Genomic DNA, 16,734 nt, shown 5'->3' with positions numbered 1-16,734 from the left:
TTACCTCAGGCCCCCTTGGCCGCGGTACGGACCAGGACGAGGCCGCCGTTCGGACCAGGAACTGCGCCCTTGATGAGCAGCAGGCCCTTCTCCGCGTCAACGGCATGGACGGTCAGGTTCTGGGTGGTGACCCGCTCATTGCCCATACGGCCAGCCATGCGGGTGCCCTTGAAGACCCGGCCCGGGGTGGCGCAGCCACCGATGGCGCCCGGCTTGCGGTGGTTACGGTGAGCACCGTGCGAGGCCTTGGCTCCGTGGAAGCCGTGGCGCTTCATGCCACCGGCGAAGCCCTTGCCCTTCGACTTACCGGTCACGTCGACCTTGAAGCCTGCCTCGAACGTGTCGGCGTTCACTTCCTGGCCGAGCGTGTACTCGCTGGCGTCGGAGGTGCGCAGCTCCACGAGGTGGCGGCGCGGGGTGACGTCGGCCTTGGCGAAGTGGCCCTTGAGGGGCTTGTTCACCTTGCGCGGGTCGATCTCGCCAAAGGCGATCTGGACGGCCTCGTAGCCGTCCCTGTCTGCGGTGCGGACCTGGGTCACGACGTTCGGCCCGGCCTTGACGACGGTCACGGGAACAACACGGTTGTTGTCGTCCCAGACCTGGGTCATGCCGAGCTTCTCGCCCAGGACGCCCTTGATCTGCTTTGCCATCTTCAGCGCACCCCTCAGAGCTTGATCTCGATGTCAACGCCGGCCGGAAGGTCCAGGCGCATCAGCGAGTCAACGGTCTTGGGCGTCGGGTCGAGGATGTCGATCAGGCGCTTGTGGGTGCGCATCTCGAAGTGCTCGCGTGCGTCCTTGTACTTGTGCGGCGACTTGATGACGCAGTACACGTTCTTCTCTGTGGGCAGCGGCACCGGGCCTGCGACCGACGCACCAGTGCGGGTCACCGTCTCGACGATCTTCTTCGCCGAGTTGTCGATGACCTCGTGGTCGTAAGCCTTGAGCCGGATGCGGATCTTCTGTCCCGCCATGGCTACTTCGTAGTCCTGTCTCTCGTAACGCTCTGGAACCCCATGGAGGTCTCCGGTCACCCCTGCGTCCGACCCACGCGGTCGGGCGTGTCGTGTTCCTTCCCGTAACTCTCCGCAGGAGAATTCCTGCGAGGACCTGCGAGGAAGGAACCGGGGGAGGAAACCCACCGGGTGCCTGATTGGAAGCCCCTCCTGCACTTCCCGGAAGATTCCCGTACTTCCACCCCTGATAAGAGGTGACGAATACCTGGGACTCGCTTCCGGTCCTCCCGGCGGGAGGCGCACAGCATCGGCACTCAACCGAGCAACCTGGACAGTGTGCCATACGGGGTTTGGACCCCGCCAATCGGGCTTGTACCACATCAGCCCCGCCGTTCCCGCGCCCACCGGCCGAAGACCTGCGGCGTGCCTCCCCCGCGCCTGAACCACGCGCCGCACCCCGGGACCCGCACGCCTCCACGACATCTTGCGCCGCCCACCGCTCCCCCACGTAATCTCGAATGCCGTACGAACGGGGACGGCGGACGCGACGGACGCCACAGGCGCGGCGGGCTGACGAGCGCGGCGGCACAGCGGGCACAGCGGGCACTGCCGGCATGGGGCGCGGCGCCTGCGCTGGGGGACGACAAGGGGTGGGGTATGGGGCTCCCGGACGAGATAGCGGCCACCCGCGCGGGCACGGGGAACCCGTCCGCGCTGGTGGGAGAGCTGCGGCGGACCGCGGTGCTGGTTCCCAGGGTGGGGGAAGAACAGCTGCTGACGGCCGCGTACGGCGGCGTGCGCTGGATTCTGGCGTTCACGGACGAGGCGGCGCTGGCGCGGTACGCGCTGACGCGGGAGGCCCCGGGCGAACCATGGGATTACGCGGCCGTACTGGGGGCGCGGCTGCTGGACGCGGTGATCCCGGAGCTGGGAGAGCCCGCGGGGGTCGCGGTGGATGTGGCGGACGAGGACGGTTCGATGCTGTTCCCGCCGGCGCCGGGCATCGTGCCGGACGCGGTGGCCGTGTGGCCCGTAGAGGCCGCCGAGCCTGTGAACGCCGTAACGGCCGCAGCGCCCGCAGAGCACCGGGGAAGCGGTCACGGGGAGGGGACCCGGTGAGCGGCGACGGCCCCGGGAAGAGCGAGGACGGCGTCGTCTGGAACAAGGAGTCGCTCTCCCTGATCGAGAAGGGGCTCAAAGGCGCCATCGGTGAACTGAAGGAGTCGGGCAGCTCGGCGACGGAGTCGTTGCAGGGCGCCGGGTTCGGTGGCCTCTCCCTGACGGGGATGGAGGCGGGGCACAGCGGTCTGGCGGGCGACTTCGAGGACTTCTGCGAGAAGTGGGAGTGGGGCGTACGGGCGCTGGTGCAGAACGCGAACGGCCTCGCGCAGCGGCTGGGCCTGTCGGCGGGGATGGCGTACGAGGAGGACCAGTATGCGGCGGGCACCATGAAGGTGGCGCTCAACTCGGTCTCGTACACGGGCAATCCGCACGCGACCGAGGAAGAGGTCGCCAAGCAGGGCTATGGCGACATCATGACGCCGGACGCGCCGGACTACAGCGCCGAGTCCTTCCAGAAGGCCGGGGACGACATCACCCAGGAGTGGAAGGACACCGGCCGGGAGCTGACAAGCGAGGGCCGCGGCGGCATGTACATGGACCTCACGCAGGGCGCGACCGGCGTCAGCGACGAGCAGGTCGCCGCGGCACAGGACCGCGCTTTCGGCCCCTCACCCGAGGAACGTGCCGCCGCGCAGCAGCCACAGCAGGGCGCGGCACCCGGACAGGGTGAGGGGGGCGAGGGCTGATGGGCTGGCGGGACTTCGTTCCTGACTCGATCGAGGACAAGGCGGAGGACGTCACCAAGAAGGTCGGGGACGGGGTCGAGGGGTTCGGCAACTGGAGTGCCGACCGCCTGGACGACGCCGGCTGGGAGAGCGGCGCCGACTGGACGCGGGACACCTCGCGTTCGGTGGCCAACCGGATGGGCGCCGATACCGCCGAGTTCCAGCTGGACGAGACCGACGACCCGGCGAGGCTGGTGTTCGGCAGCCCGTCCAAGCTGCGTTCGACGGCGACGCATCTGCGGGACTTCAAGAAGGCGTTCGACAACGTCGCCAAGGGGCTCAAGGGCCTGTCGGGCGGCACGTTGAAGGGCAAGGCCGCCGACGCCTTCTGGGACAAGGTCGGGCTGGAGCCGGCGAAGTGGGTCAAGGCATCAGCGGCGTGCGAGAAGGCAGCGGGCGCCCTGGACGACTTCGCGGGGACCGTGGAGTGGGCCCAGAAGCAGGCGCGCGAGGCGGCGGCGCAGTGGAAGGACGACAAGAAGAAGGAAGCCCAGGAGCTGCTGAACGAGGCACGTTCGCAGCGTGACGAGGCGGCCACACGGGCGCGGACAGCGGTCAAGGCGGCGCGGGACGCGGCGCCGCCCAAGCCCGACTACGCCGACCAGGCAAGCGACGGGCTGACCGGGCTCAAGCTGTCCTCGACCCACTTCACGGGCGGCGTCATCAAGGGCGTCGCCGGCCTGAACAACTTCGTACGCAGCGTCAATCCCGCCGACCCGTACAACATCACGCATCCCGCCGAGTACGTCACCAACCTCAACTCCACGGTCACCGGCATCGCCAAGGTCGCCAACGACCCGGTCGGCACCGGCAAGCAGATGTGGAACAGCTTCCAGAAGGACCCCGAGGAGGGTCTGGGGCGGCTGCTGCCCGAGCTGTTCGGCACCAAGGGCGTGGGCGCGGCGACCAAGGCGGGCCGCGCGGGGAAGCTGGCCAAGGTGGCCGACGACGCGCCCACCAGCGGGCGCGGAGCCCTCGCGGACAAGGGCCCGCACGAGGCGTCCAAGGGGCCGAAGGAGACACCGTCGACCGGCAGCGACCCTGTGGACCTGTCGACGGGGCGGATGTACCTGCCGCAGACCGACCTGGCCCTGCCCGGCGCCCTGCCACTGGCCTTCACCCGCCGTGTGGAGTCCGGCTACCGGCTCGGCCACTGGTTCGGCCCCTCCTGGTCCTCGACCGTCGACCAGCGCCTGGAGATCGACGCGGAAGGCGTCGTCCTCGTCGCCGAGGACGGCCGTCTCCTCTCCTACCCGCACCCGGTGCCGGGGCTGCCCACCCTGCCCTCGGCGGGCTCGGCCCGTATGCCGCTGGAGCGCGCTCCGGACGGCGGCTACACCCTCACCGACCCCGAGACCGGCTGGGTGCGGCACTTCGCGCCCCCGCACGACCCCGACGGTGCGGGCCAGGGGGACGGCACTGCCCGTATCGAGCAGCTGAGCGACCGGGCCGGGCGCCGCATCACCTTCGAGTACGACCTGGAGACAGGTGCGCCCACCCGTCTCGTCCACAGCGGCGGGTACGAGGTGCGGCTGACCGTCGAGAACGACCGGATCACGGCGCTCAGCCTGGTCAGGCCCGACGGCATCGACGAACAGGTGCTGCGCTACGGCTACACCGACGGCAACCTCACCGGGGTCACCAACTCCTCCGGCCTGCCGCTGCGCTTCGAGTACGACGACGAGGCCCGGGTGGTGTCGTGGACGGACACCAACGACCGCCGCTACGACTACGTCTACGACAACGTCCACCGCTGCATCGCCGAGGGCGGGACCGCCGGCCACATGCAGGTCCGTATCGACTACGACGGCGTGGACGAGGCCACGGGCCACCGGGTCACCACGCTCACGACGGCGGCGGGCCACGCGACGCGGACCCTGTTCGACGAGCGGGCCCAAGTGGTCGGCGAGATCGACCCGTTGGGCCATCGCACCCGTACCGAACGAGACCCGTACAACCGGCCGCTCGCCCACACCGACGCGCTCGGCCGCACGACCACGTTCACCTACGACGAAGCGGGCCGCCTCGCCTCGGTCACCCGCCCGGACGGCACGTCGCTCACCTTCGCGCGCGACGCCCAGGGCTTCCCCGTCGAGACGCGCGACCCTGACGGTGCGCTCTGGCGCCAGGAGTGGAACGAGGACGGCAACCGCACCTCCCTGACCGACCCCGCCGGCCACACCACGCGCTACACCTACGACGCGCGCGGCCACCTGGCCACGGTCACGGCCCCTGGGCCGGGCGGCCCGGGAGGCGCCCCCGGCGCGACCACGCACGTACGGTGCGACGCGGCCGGCCTCCCCGTCGAGATCACCGATCCCCTCGGTGCGGTCACCAGCTACGAGCGCGACGCCTTCGGCCGCCCCGTCCGCACCACCGACGCGCTGGGTGCCCGCACGGAGCTGACCTGGACGACCGAGGGCAAGCTCACGCGCCGGGTGGCACCGGACGGCGCCACCGAACACTGGGAGTGGGACGGCGAGGGCAACTGCACCCGCCACGTGGACGCGGCGGGTGGCGAGACCACGTACGAGTACTCGCACTTCGACGTCCTGTCCGCCCGCACAGGCCCTGACGGCGTGCGCTACGAGTTCGCCTACGACGCCGGCCTGCGCCTCACCCAGGTCACCAACCCCCAGGGCCTCACCTGGGACTACACCTACGACCCCGCGGGCCGCCTCGTCGCCGAGCGCGACTTCGACGACCGCGAGCAGCGCTACGAACTGGACGCGGAGGGCGCACTGCGCTGCCGGGTGACCCCGCTGGGCGAGGAGATCCGCTACGAACGGGACGCACTCGGCCGTACGCTCCGCAAGGACGCGGCGGGCGCGGTCACCACATACGCGTACGACCCGGCAGGCCGCCTCCTGGAGGCCACCGGTCCGGACGCCGAACTCCGCTACCAGCGCGACAAGTTGGGCCGCGTCAAGACCGAGCTGGTCAACGGCCGCGCCCTCACCCACACCTACGACGCCCTCGGCCGCCGCACCCGCCGTACGACCCCGACCGGCGCCGTCTCCACCAGCACCTACGACGCAGCCGGCAACCGCACGACCCTCACGGCCAACGGCCACACCCTCGACTTCGTCCACGATGCCGCGGGGCGCGAGACGGTGCGGCGCATCGGGGCGAGCGGCCCCGGGTCAGGGGCACATCACGGTGCGGCGGGGCGTGACGCAAGGGGGCACGTAGGCGCGGGCGGCCCCGGTGTGGGGGGCGACATCGGCGCGACCGACTCCGGCATGGGGGGTGACATCGGCGCGGGCGGCCCCGTGGGGCTCACCCTCACCCAGACGTGGGACCCGGCGGGCCTCCTCACGTCCCAGACGCTGACCGGCACGGCGGGCACAGACGCGGGAGCGGGGGCGGGGGCGGCGGGCCCGATCCAGCGCAGGGAGTACACGTACCGCGCCGACGGCTACCTCACCGGCGTGAACGACCTGCTCTCGGGCCGCAGCACATACGACCTGAACGCGGTAGGCCGCGTCACGGCGGTCCACGCCCGAGGCTGGACAGAGCGTTACGCCTACGACGAGGCAGGCAACCAGACAGAGGCGTCCTGGCCCCCCGACCACGCCTCCCCCGAGGCCATCGGCCCTCGCACCTACTCCGGCACCACCATCCACACGGCGGGCAAGCTCCGCTACGAACACGACGCGGCGGGCCGCACCACCCTCCGCCAGAAGACCCGCCTCTCCAGAAAACCGGACACCTGGCGCTACACCTGGGACGCCGAAGACCGCCTCACCCAGGTGGTCACCCCGGACGGCACGACCTGGCGCTACGAGTACGACCCCCTGGGCCGCCGCACCGCGAAGATCTCCGCCACCGAACGCGTGGACTTCACCTGGGACGGCCCCACCCTCATCGAACAGACGACAAAGGCCCCGACCCTCCCCCACCCCGTCACCCTCACCTGGGACCACCAGGGCCTCGCCCCCCTCACCCAGACGGAACGCCTCACCGACGAAGCCACACAACAGGAGATCGACTCCCGCTTCTACGCCATCGTCACCGACCTGATCGGCACCCCAACCGAATTGGTCGACCCCCACGGAGAAATAGCCTGGCGCACTCAGTCCACCCTCTGGGGAACCACCACCTGGCACACCACCAGCACCACCTACACCCCCCTCCGCTTCCCCGGCCAATACCACGACCCCGAAACCGGCCTCCACTACAACTACTTCCGCTACTACGACCCCGATACGGCCCGCTACCTGTCCCCGGACCCGCTGGGGCTGGGGCCGGCACCTAATCCGGCGACGTATGTGGGAAACCCGCGATGCTGGACTGACCCTCTCGGGCTCGCGCCGGAATATCCTGGGGATGGAAAGAGCAAAGGACGTCTAGCGCAGGAGTCCGGCGACGCCTACGAGAAGCATCTCCAGGAAAAACTCGGCGGTGGCAATGGGTTCTCCGAGGGCGGACGACAGTTCGACGGAGCTTTCGTGGACAGCGCCACTGGCAGGGGGACCTGGTACGAGGCCAAGTCGGGAAACTTCTGGGAAAATGTTCAGGATAATCCGAAGCGCGCCGCGAAATTCTTCTCAACCGAAGGCCAGAAACTGGATATTGCCAACGGTAAGGGAATCGACTACCAGGTCATCTCAGAAAAACCGATCCCGGAGAAGATAACAAACTGGCTTGACAAGAAAGGTATCCCTTGGCGAGTAATACCGAGGGAGTAGAGGTTGGTGCCCTGATGAGTAGAGCAGCAGAGATTGATTTCACTTTTTTCAGCACCATCCAGACCCACGTGGCACTCGACGCCCTGGCAGCGAACGGTGTCAGTTTCGAGTTCGAAGGACGCGTCACCTACGTTATTGACGTTGACGGCATGTTCGACTGGGCTCACGCCGCACCAGGGGACCTTCAACGGGTCAAGGAATCCGCCGCGCATGCCGCGCCGACTACGACGTTCGGCATCACGGCAATTCTCGGGGAGCGAACGGGAGGTGATTTCCTCTTCCATCCCCAGAGGGACACGGTTTCCTTCATGCCGGAGGTAAATCGCCGGCTGCTCCCTGACTCGACGTTCTGTGATTTCGGCTGGTACCTCCACCGACTGGTGCCCGTCTTCGAGCCGTTCGGGCTCACGAAGGTGGAAACTGCGGAGTACTGATCGCACCAGATCCATAACCCCTCGCAGCAACGCGCCTATTTTCTCCTCCGCCAACAATAGAGGAACGGTGGATACCGACCGAATCCTCTACTCACAAGAAGGCGAATGCGCAGGCATCACCTTCAAGGACTGAGCGAGCGACACGGCATCTGACGCGGCCTATGGGCCCACGGGCCTTCCGGCCCGAAAACCGGCCCCATGGACACTCGACGGGGGGGAGGGCACAGGCGACGAGCAAGTCCTCTTCTTGGACCACGAAGACGGCACCACCCAGGCTGTAGCCGTGGACTTCCTGGAGTTTTTGTCGAATCATGCGCTAGCGCACTCTTAGAGGTCCCGGAAGTACAGGTCCAGGTGAGATGGCATCCGGTTCGCCACCTTGACACCAACGAGTCTGAACTGTGCGCCCCCCTCCGCTTCCCTGGCCAACACAGCGACCCCGAAACCGGCCTCCACCCCAACTAGTAGGCGCCTGGAACGGGCAAGGTGGATGGATTCCCAGTCCAAACTACCGGGAGAGATGAGCGAGTTGTCTGACGAATACGAGATTGTCGCCATTCACTCTTCGTCGCGAGAGTCAGCGGGAACCATCCGCATCTCCACACGAACTGGGCCCCCATGGCAACTTCTTGCCACCCTGCCAAGCGGAGAACACGAAGCGCATTCCGGAGATGACCTGCACTCCTGCTTGCTTTCTTTGCGGCGGAGCTTGGAAACCAAGGATATCCTGCTGTGCTGCCAAGGCGCACGTCCTGATGTTTTTGTCAGCGGCATCAAACGACAAATGGAAGGGGGATGCTACGGGTTCACTTTTGATCCTGAATCGCGAGAAGTGGGCGAGGAAGTTGACATTCTGGCCCCGGCGCTCGCCTCTGAGGTCGGCACGGTGGAAGAACAGCGCAGGAACATCTACAAGCTGGCCGGCCTTGAGTAACTGCGTACCAAAGAGTGGTATTTTGCGACGGCCCAGGCCCAGCCTCCAAGCCGATGCCCCTCCGCCGGCATCACTCACCGCATCGCCCGCAACGGGAGCGGCGGGCCTTCGCAGGGACGTGGTCGCCGTCGCTGGGCCGCGGAACGCCCTGCGTCGCATCGCTGCTGCCTCGCTGACCGCGCACCACCACCTGAGCGCACAACCATAAAACCGCTGGCCCCGCGCAACCCGCCTTTGGCAGTCTCCCGTCATGGAAGCCCGCATATGGCCCTTGTACCGACTCCGGATCACGACACCGCGGCTTGAACTGCGGCTTCCTGACCTGAATCTGGCAGGCGAGCTGGCCGAGGTCGCCGCGGCCGGCGTACATGACGAGGCGCGCATGCCTTTCACCGTGCCGTGGACGGACGTGAGCCCTGAAGAGCGTGGGCGGGGAACGTTCCAACACGTCCTCGGCACCATCGCGAACTGGCGCCCGCAGGAGTGGACGCTCAGCCTGGCGGTGCTGTGCCTCGGCCAGGTAGTCGGGCGGCAGGACTTGTCCGCGACCGACTTCGCCGTGACGCAAGAGGCGGAAACAGGCTCCTGGCTGGGGCTCGCTCACCACGGCCACGGGCTCGGCACGGAAATGCGAGCGGCCGTGCTGCACCTGGCTTTTGAAGGGCTTGGTGCGCGTTCCGTTACGTCCGCCGCCATGACGGACAATCCCGCCTCGCTTCGGGTGTCGGAGAAGCTCGGATACCGAGCGGACGGCCTGACCGTGACGTCCGTGCAAGGGACATACCGCACCCTGCAGCGGCTACGCCTCGATCGCGCGGACTGGGCAGCACACCGTACGGTCCCGGTCGATATCCACTCTCTCGAACCGTGCCGGAGTTTCTTCGGCTAGCTTCAACTATTTTGAGGCCGCAATATCTTCACCCGGTGAAAGGACCCCCAGGATTCCAGCGTGGAGATGCAGCTCACCCTCTCACCTGGGACCACCAGGGCTTCCCTCCCCTGACCCACTGGAGCTGGGGCCAGCGCCGAATCCGGCGACGTATGCCGAGAACCCGTACGACTCGTCCGATGCTCTGGGGCTCTCCCCTTGTCCTTCCGGGCGCCAGCCGGCAAGACCGGTGGAAGGCATGGGGGACGCACGCGGGAGAAACGACCTGAGCCACGTCGCCGGAAGAACCGCGGAAACCAGAAACCGTGCTCTGGCCGCCATTCTCAAGGGTTTCCCTGATCTCGATTTCACCCACCAACCCCAGTACAGCCCCTTCGTCGGACACGGGGTCTCACAACACGGGGGTGGTACACAAATTGGTCCGAGCTCATTCGTATCAAGAGAGCAGCTAAGAAATACCCTGATACATGAGGAGTTGCACCGTCGCTGGTGCTCCCGGAGGAATTTTGACTCGCACCACCCCCGAGGTGGTTCGGGCCCGTCGGCTAGATTCTACGATACTGTAGCCCGGCACAAGAGAAGGCGGGGTTGGCAATGAGTACGGTAAGTATTGAGCTCCAAATGCGATGCCACAAATGCACGGAACAGACTACCTGTCTGTCCAGTGAAACTTACTATCGGAGATCCCTCCGATGGGAACTAGAATGCACGTGCCCTTCCTGTGGAAATGCCGTCCACGAGGGAGGACCTGGAAGGCCGAGCGAAGAAATACGAGCAACTTTGATACAGAAGGCAGGGGTGTCAATTCTCCAACTTGCGGACTCCTCAACCCGCACCACGTCGCTGATGAATATTCTGCGGAAGATCGAATATATGCCTCTCAAGGAGGCCAAACTCCAGGCAGACAAACTGAAGACCGAGGGTCGCTCAGGACTCGTCCCCGAGCTGGAGGAATTTTCGGACATCCTGAAATCTGCGGGAATCGAGTCCAGTGTTCTTCGGCAACAGTAGGACAGGGTTTCGCTTCGAAGATATCCGACGACCTAAAATGGATCCCGTTGGCTTCTTCCGTGAACTGGAACCAGAACCGCATAGCACATACAGCGGAAGCTTGCACGAAGCGCTGCAGGAAGAGCCCGCTTATGACTCCGCCATGGTGTGCCGCTACTTGCGTTCCGGATACCCGGTGCTAGATGTCATGGAGACGACCACAGATGTCGTCGATAGATCCTTTAGCGTCCCAGGAGGCTCGTCCGTACTCACTGACGGACGGCACTTCTGGCGGGCGGATCTTGAGGCATACGTGGCAACCTATCGGCTGGGGCTTCCGGCAAGTCTCATTGAGTTCATCGAAGAAAACGGGGGCGCAGCCCCCGAAGTGCCTCAAGCACGCCTGGTGGAAATCTCAAAGGACGTGAATCAATTCCTGGGTTTCCGTGCAGATCCGGGAGCCGGACCACGCCGACGGTAGGTCATCAATATCCCAGACGAGGATCGGCCATGTAGTCACAATCAGCAACGGGGAAGTCGTACAGGGAAGTCAGAATCGCCGAAGCCCTCTCGTCTGGAAGGGGAGGAAATTAGTGGCTCGCCTCATCGGCCTGCGCAAAGGCAGGAAGGGAAAAGTGACCTCCCCATTCGAGTGGCCCGTGCCAGGAGAAATTCGCGGCGTGAGCCTGGACACCCTCCATGACTTGATCAGAGAGGCTAAAGTCCGAGGGTACAGCCGGAACGGCAACCGGATCCCCACGGAAATGCTGGACGAAGATTCCCAGTACGTCCTTACTCCCATTCTCCCCGAATCGAACCCCGAGGATAGCTGGATCTGCATCCTCTTCTCCTACCGCCCCGAAAGGGCTGGCGAAAAGACCCAGGCTCTCCGTCGAATCCCCCATCGACTGGACGTCGCCACTCGAACCTATGCGAAACTCCACCCGATTACCGGACAAACAAAGAATCAATTGCTACACTCTCTCATCTGGGAGTTCACCTCCTCTTCAAACTCCTCTAATTCACCGGAATGAAAAGAAGACTTGAACACCTCGATACGTTTTCGAGCAAAGAGCAAGCAGTAATGCCTCTCCAGCTCCGAGGGACGGGGCAGAGAAATCTCCGGACGAACTCATGCGGCCCATACCCCACGGGGAAATTCCGGCAACCGACGACGCTCCGGCGACTCACGTGTCCACGTGACCGGCACGGAGCTGAGCGTGGACAAGAGGGACCTCCCTCTCTAAATAGCGTCACGAGCGCAGGGGGGGGATTTTCGTGAGCAGATCAGCAGAAATTGAATTTGCCTTCTCCGGTGCCATTCGAGTCGGCGCAGCGCTTGACGCTCTGGAGGCGAGCGGTGTCGATTTCGGGTTCGAAGAACGCGTCACCTACGTCATCGACGAAGGCTGTACGTTCGACTGGTCCAGCGCACCAGCTGAAGCACTTCAGAAAATCAAAGAAGTAGCCGAAAAAGCCAAAAAGGAATCGACCCGCCACTCTTTACCCTACTGGCGGAGGATTCGGCAGAACTGCGACAGGAGATGAACTGCCCCTTGGCTACTGACCCAGCAGCACACAGCGAAGCACCGGGAGACTCATGGGACGTCCTCCGGCGGGCGAAGCCCGAGATCAGAGCTGCGACCATGGCACAAGCCCTGGCCGAGATTGGCAGCGTGACGGACGCCATCGCCTATCGATGGCTCTTCTGGCCAGACGTTGTCGAAGTCGGGGGCGCAGTATTTGTTGACCTTGAGGGAATCGGTAGGGAAGGGATTTCACAGCGACTCCGTACGGCACACGACTCCTCAAGGTTCGGCGAGAGTTCCGAGCAGTGGACAGAACTCATCAATAGTTTCAACTATTTTGAGATCGGCAACATCTTCGCCCAGTGGAAGGGCTCGCAAGATTCCAGCGAGGAGGTGCAGCTCACGCTCGCCGCATCACTCATTGAGCCGTGGACCGCGCGGATCGCGACCGTACGGCCTGCCAGACAGGTCGAAGTGCAAATCGCCCCTCCTGATCCCACACTTGGCGTTTGCATCGAAGTAGTACAGGGAACATTTTCCGAAGTTCCCTCCCCGCCATATTCGTGAACGGGCCGAGAAGCAGGAAGATATCCTCACGCCTCGCAATTTTCCATCCCGTCCCCTTCGAGGACTGGCGAGTCGCCGGTTCACCCCTCCGCTCGGGATAAAGGCGTGGGCCAGAGCCGAGTAATTTTCCCAATCCCCCCTACCCAAAGGGCAATTGGCTGCTCAGTCCGCACGTCCGGTACGGTCCCCCGGCAAGACATCATGGCCGCATTTGCGGCACAGGAACGTCCAGGGGAAGGTTGCCCGATGAGGGACAGGTGCAGGAAGCGGAACGTGGGCCGGATAGCCGGGGCCGTGTTGGCGGTGTCGGTTCTGGGTGTCGCGGGGTGCTCGAACGACGCGGACTCCGGGGAGAAGGAACCGGCCGCGAAGGGTTCGACCGCACCGCAGGACTCCGACGACGGCAAGGGGTCCAACGACAGCAAGGACTCCGGCGGCGGCAAGGAAACCGGCAGCTCGGAGCCCCCGCAGGCCGCCGGCACCCCGCACTCCACAGCTCAGGAGGCGGTTGCCTCATGGGTCGGGGCGATCGTGAAGGGGCAGCCGAAGAAGGCGTGCCTCGTGATGGCGGGGCCGACTTCCGGTTCCTCGCCCGCGCAGGTCGGCAACCCGAAGAGGTGCAACAGCAACGAGCCCGATGTCGTGAAAATGCGGGACGGCGCCGGGAGGTTCCGCGAGGCGTTCTCGCCGAAGCCGCCCCCGAGCAACCCCAAGGTGGAAGTTGCCAAGACCCCGGTCGCCGACGGCAAGACGGTGGTCCCCGCTGACAAGGTCACCATCGACGGCCAGAGCCTGGAGAAGGTCATCCTGTCCAACTCCACCGGAGTGAAGGAAGGCCAGTTGGACGTCAAGGTACATGCTGCCGAGATCAAGAACGCCTGGTACGTGACCGACTTCGACCTCAGCGTCGGCTGACGCCTCGCGCAACCTCCGCACCCCCGCAACGCAACCCGCGCGGCACCGGCGATCCCCGCGACACCGAAGGGCGCCCGGCCCAGAGGGCGAACGCCGTGTGCCCCGCCCAACGGGAGGCGGGGCACAGTTGTACGGGCGTCAGGCTCGCCGGGACACGAACGCGGCCCAGGTAGCGGACGTGAAGGTGAGGCGCGGGCCCGCCGCGTCCTTGGAGTCGCGAACGTGCACCGTGCCGGGCGTCGCCGCCACCTCGACGCACTCCGGACTGTCGTTGCTGCTGTAGCTGCTCTTGGTCCACTCCAGGCCGACACTGACTCCGGAGGACCGCTTCAACGCCGTCATGTCTCTCCCAGCACTTTCTCGATGAACGCCAGGGACTCACGCGGAGTGAGCGCCTGTGAGCGGATCATCCCATAGCGCAGTTCGAGGATCTGCACTTCCTCCGGGCCAGAAATAAGGCGGGCGGTGAGTTGCCCGTCCGTGGTACCCAACGCCTTGCCGCCCTTGAACTTCAGCACCCGGAGTTCGCCCGCCATCCCCGCGTGCTCCTCGCACTCGGTCGGCATCACCTGGAGCGTGACGTGCCGCAACCGCCCGACTTCCAGCAGGTGTTCAAGCTGCCGTCGCAAAACCATCTTGCCGCCAATCGGCCGCCGCAACGTCACCTCTTCCTGGACGAACGTCAGCGAAGGCGGCGGCTTGCGGTGAAGGATCTCCTGGCGGGCCATACGAGCCGCGACGTGCCGTTCGATCTCGTCCTCACCGATCGCCGGGCGCCGCATGGCGAACAGCGCTCGCGCGTACTCCTCGGTCTGCAGCAGGCCGTCGATGTTGTGGTCTCCGTAGGCACCCCGTTCGACGGCCTTGTCCTCCAGCTTCGCCAGGTCCCGTACCTTCTTCGGGTACCGGGCCTCCGCGATGTCCTTCTTCATGGCGGACAACTTGCCGCCCGCGTCCAGTAGTTCGTCGGCGCCCGCCAGGAACTCCGGCCTCGGAAACCGTTTCCCGCGCTCCACGGCGGAGATCATGTCCACGCCGTACCCCAGAGCCGAGCCCAACTCCGCCTGCTTCAGGCCGGCCGCCTCGCGCCACAGCTTGATCTGGCGGCTCACCGCCCTTGCCACAGCGCCGGAGTCCTCGTCCTCCTCCAGGACCGCGTCCCACCCGTCACCGTCGTTCTCAGCCATGCCCACCTGCCTCGGTCGCACTCAGTGAACGACACCGTACGCACGGTCGGCGAGCACGTGTTACAAAGCGTGGAAAAGTGCCCCGGTTACGGGGTACAAGCCGTACCATTCGCCGCTCAGTCCGGACAATGACGGTGAGTGCGCTCGTTACGCCTGTCCGCGGCGCGCGCATACGACCACGCTGGGTGAGGTGAACGAAGAGACCACCACCATCCGGCCACACCACCAACGGCCCCAACTCGCATGCCGCGAGCCGGACTTCACCGTACTGCTCTCCTCGACCCGGCGAGGCGCGCGCCTGGCACGCCTACTCACCGTCGCCGAACTCGCCTCGCGCGGGCTACCGACCGACCCCGCCGCACACATCGTGGGCGAACTGGCCGCCAACGCGGCGTCGCATGGGCACGTGCCGGGGCGCAGCTTCCGGTTGCGGGTCAGCAGCCCCGCTCCCCACACGCTCCGCATCGAGGTGACGGACACCCTCGGCGAACGGGCACCGGGGACGGCAACCCCGCAACTCCCGCCCGCCGACGCGGAGTCGGGACGCGGGCTCGTCCTGGTCGAGGCCCTGGCCGAACGGTGGGGCGTGACGCACGGCCCGACACCGTGCAAAACGGTATGGGCAGAGGTCTCCCTAGCCCCGGACCCCATCGCCCCAGAATCCCTCGCCCCAGAATCCCTCGCTCCGGAACCCGCCGACCCAGAGCCCGCCGCCCCGGAGCCCACCGATGGGGAGCACACCACATCGCGATCCACCACATCGCGGTCCCCCGCATCGCCATCCACCGGATCGCGGTCCCCCGCGTCCCGGTCCCCCGCGACATCAACCCCGTAAGAACCCCGCGAAGCACCTCGCCAAGCCCCGCCAGCCCCCAGCCGGCCCCCACCAGGCGACCTCACTCACACGAGTGAACGGCCCCAACTCGGTTGGTAACAGGGCTGGTTGGCTGGCATATGCTCCGCAGCAGCACGACCAGACGACCGCACACATGTGACGGCCCCCGGCCGGGACTGGCATCCCGATCGAGGGCCTAACCAGCAAGGAAGAAAGCAGCTTCCCGATGGCTCTCCAGCAGCTTAACGCGCCACGCCACACCTCGTATCGAGTTCCCGAATCCACCCACCGAACGAGGCACCCAGACATGCGACGGCCCCCGGCCGGGACTGCAATCCCGATCGAGGGCCTAACCAACAAGGAAGAAAACGGCTTCCCGATGGCTCCCCAGCAGCTTAACGCGCCCGCCCCCGCCCCACGCCCCGTTCCGGAACCCGCCCACCGAACGAGGCCACGCTCCGGGCTCGTACACGTCACGTTCCGCCACCGCGAACGCTTCACCGTGGTCGGCAACCACCTCGCCCAGCACCGCGAGTTGTCCCTCCTCGCGATCGGCCTGGCCGTGCACATCCAGTCGGTACCTGACGGCACCCGCGTGGACATCAAGTCGCTCACGGCCCGCTTCCCCGAAGGCGAGACCCGCATCGCCGCGGCCCTGCGCGAACTAGAAGCGCACGGCTACCTCGCACGCACCGCACGGCGCACGCCCGGCGGCCGGATGGTCACCCACACGGTGTCGTACGCCAACCCCACAGCAGCCCACACCCCCGCCCCGCCACCACCACAACGCCCACGGCCACAAGACCCACGACCACAGCACCCACAGCCACAGCCACAGCCACAGCCAGAACGCTCGCCCTTGCCCCCACAGCCGACGCCGCCCCCAGAACCCTCACCACCCCCCCAGCGGTTCCAGCCCGGCCCTGAGCCCCCCCCCCGCGCCAACCCCACCCGGACCACA

At 66.1% G+C, this 16,734-nt stretch carries 15 protein-coding genes and 2 pseudogenes; 13 read left to right on the top strand and 4 right to left on the bottom strand.

Annotation, left to right across the window (positions count from 1 at the left end; all coding sequences use genetic code 11):
• Positions 1–5: 5 nt before the first annotated feature.
• A complete protein-coding gene (rplC, locus tag NMN56_RS37900; RefSeq protein WP_274040328.1) occupies positions 6–650 on the bottom strand; it encodes a 50S ribosomal protein L3 in 645 nt (214 codons plus the stop codon).
• A gap of 14 nt (positions 651–664) precedes the next feature.
• Positions 665–973, bottom strand: a complete 309-nt coding sequence (gene rpsJ / locus NMN56_RS37895) for a 30S ribosomal protein S10 (RefSeq protein ID WP_016909683.1) — start codon at positions 971–973, stop codon at positions 665–667.
• 639 nt (positions 974–1,612) lie between these two features.
• On the opposite strand from rpsJ, the gene NMN56_RS37890 reads away from it, so the two are divergent.
• The 11 genes from NMN56_RS37890 to NMN56_RS37845 all read left to right on the top strand — a co-directional run bounded on the left by NMN56_RS37890 (position 1,613) and on the right by NMN56_RS37845 (position 13,751).
• On the top strand, positions 1,613–2,074 hold the full coding sequence (locus NMN56_RS37890; protein WP_274040329.1) for an SseB family protein: 462 nt from the start codon (positions 1,613–1,615) through the stop codon (positions 2,072–2,074).
• A gap of 59 nt (positions 2,075–2,133) precedes the next feature.
• Positions 2,134–2,763, top strand: coding sequence for a hypothetical protein (locus tag NMN56_RS37885; RefSeq protein WP_430542822.1), 630 nt, complete (start codon positions 2,134–2,136; stop codon positions 2,761–2,763).
• The gene (locus NMN56_RS37880; RefSeq protein WP_274040331.1) at positions 2,763–7,493 is read left to right on the top strand and encodes a putative T7SS-secreted protein; all 4,731 of its coding nucleotides are present in this window, start codon (positions 2,763–2,765) and stop codon (positions 7,491–7,493) included. The genes NMN56_RS37885 and NMN56_RS37880 overlap by 1 nt, the downstream gene beginning before the upstream one ends.
• Positions 7,494–7,507: 14 nt before the next feature.
• Positions 7,508–7,927, top strand: a complete 420-nt coding sequence (locus NMN56_RS37875; protein WP_274040332.1) for a hypothetical protein — start codon at positions 7,508–7,510, stop codon at positions 7,925–7,927.
• A 520-nt stretch (positions 7,928–8,447) separates the two neighbouring features.
• A complete protein-coding gene (locus NMN56_RS37870; RefSeq protein WP_280842640.1) occupies positions 8,448–8,861 on the top strand; it encodes a hypothetical protein in 414 nt (137 codons plus the stop codon).
• Positions 8,862–9,111: 250 nt separating this feature from the next.
• Positions 9,112–9,750 (top strand): GNAT family N-acetyltransferase, encoded by a 639-nt coding sequence (locus NMN56_RS37865; RefSeq protein WP_274040334.1) that lies wholly within the window; start codon positions 9,112–9,114, stop codon positions 9,748–9,750.
• Positions 9,751–9,988: 238 nt separating this feature from the next.
• Positions 9,989–10,348 (top strand): hypothetical protein, encoded by a 360-nt coding sequence (locus tag NMN56_RS43475; RefSeq protein ID WP_430542820.1) that lies wholly within the window; start codon positions 9,989–9,991, stop codon positions 10,346–10,348.
• Between the two features lie 1,072 nt (positions 10,349–11,420).
• Positions 11,421–11,774 carry a hypothetical protein gene (locus NMN56_RS37860; RefSeq protein ID WP_283742551.1) on the top strand — a complete coding sequence of 118 codons (354 nt, stop codon included), beginning with the start codon at positions 11,421–11,423 and terminating at the stop codon, positions 11,772–11,774.
• A 244-nt stretch (positions 11,775–12,018) separates the two neighbouring features.
• Entirely contained in the window at positions 12,019–12,288 is a 270-nt protein-coding gene (locus NMN56_RS37855; protein WP_274040336.1) for a hypothetical protein, read from the top strand.
• Positions 12,289–12,386: 98 nt separating this feature from the next.
• Positions 12,387–12,836, top strand: coding sequence for a hypothetical protein (locus NMN56_RS37850; protein WP_274040337.1), 450 nt, complete (start codon positions 12,387–12,389; stop codon positions 12,834–12,836).
• Positions 12,837–13,082: 246 nt separating this feature from the next.
• On the top strand, positions 13,083–13,751 hold the full coding sequence (locus NMN56_RS37845; RefSeq protein ID WP_274040338.1) for a hypothetical protein: 669 nt from the start codon (positions 13,083–13,085) through the stop codon (positions 13,749–13,751).
• Positions 13,752–13,889: 138 nt separating this feature from the next.
• On the opposite strand, the gene NMN56_RS37840 is transcribed toward NMN56_RS37845, so the two are convergent.
• Entirely contained in the window at positions 13,890–14,093 is a 204-nt protein-coding gene (locus NMN56_RS37840; protein WP_274040339.1) for a DUF397 domain-containing protein, read from the bottom strand.
• Entirely contained in the window at positions 14,090–14,938 is an 849-nt protein-coding gene (locus NMN56_RS37835) for a helix-turn-helix domain-containing protein (RefSeq protein WP_274040340.1), read from the bottom strand. The genes NMN56_RS37840 and NMN56_RS37835 overlap by 4 nt, the downstream gene beginning before the upstream one ends.
• A gap of 211 nt (positions 14,939–15,149) precedes the next feature.
• Here NMN56_RS37835 and NMN56_RS37830 point away from each other — a divergent pair.
• Both NMN56_RS37830 and NMN56_RS37825 read left to right on the top strand, forming a co-directional pair.
• Positions 15,150–15,581: pseudogene (locus NMN56_RS37830) on the top strand (ATP-binding protein); the annotation flags it as partial.
• Positions 15,582–16,275: 694 nt separating this feature from the next.
• A pseudogene (locus tag NMN56_RS37825) lies at positions 16,276–16,734 on the top strand (hypothetical protein); the annotation flags it as partial.

The sequence above is a fragment of the Streptomyces iconiensis genome, assembly GCF_028657195.3.
Classification (GTDB): Bacteria; Actinomycetota; Actinomycetes; order Streptomycetales; family Streptomycetaceae; genus Streptomyces; species Streptomyces iconiensis.
This window is presented reverse-complemented; position numbering and strand designations above follow the sequence as displayed.

Coding starts and splice junctions, on each gene's coding strand:
- rplC (WP_274040328.1), bottom strand. CDS start 650: ATGGCAAAGCAGATCAAGGGCGTCCTGGGCGAGAAGCTCGGCATGACC.
- rpsJ (WP_016909683.1), bottom strand. CDS start 973: ATGGCGGGACAGAAGATCCGCATCCGGCTCAAGGCTTACGACCACGAG.
- NMN56_RS37890 (WP_274040329.1), top strand. CDS start 1,613: ATGGGGCTCCCGGACGAGATAGCGGCCACCCGCGCGGGCACGGGGAAC.
- NMN56_RS37880 (WP_274040331.1), top strand. CDS start 2,763: ATGGGCTGGCGGGACTTCGTTCCTGACTCGATCGAGGACAAGGCGGAG.
- NMN56_RS37875 (WP_274040332.1), top strand. CDS start 7,508: ATGAGTAGAGCAGCAGAGATTGATTTCACTTTTTTCAGCACCATCCAG.
- NMN56_RS37870 (WP_280842640.1), top strand. CDS start 8,448: ATGAGCGAGTTGTCTGACGAATACGAGATTGTCGCCATTCACTCTTCG.
- NMN56_RS37865 (WP_274040334.1), top strand. CDS start 9,112: ATGGAAGCCCGCATATGGCCCTTGTACCGACTCCGGATCACGACACCG.
- NMN56_RS43475 (WP_430542820.1), top strand. CDS start 9,989: ATGGGGGACGCACGCGGGAGAAACGACCTGAGCCACGTCGCCGGAAGA.
- NMN56_RS37850 (WP_274040337.1), top strand. CDS start 12,387: ATGGCACAAGCCCTGGCCGAGATTGGCAGCGTGACGGACGCCATCGCC.
- NMN56_RS37845 (WP_274040338.1), top strand. CDS start 13,083: ATGAGGGACAGGTGCAGGAAGCGGAACGTGGGCCGGATAGCCGGGGCC.
- NMN56_RS37840 (WP_274040339.1), bottom strand. CDS start 14,093: ATGACGGCGTTGAAGCGGTCCTCCGGAGTCAGTGTCGGCCTGGAGTGG.
- NMN56_RS37835 (WP_274040340.1), bottom strand. CDS start 14,938: ATGGCTGAGAACGACGGTGACGGGTGGGACGCGGTCCTGGAGGAGGAC.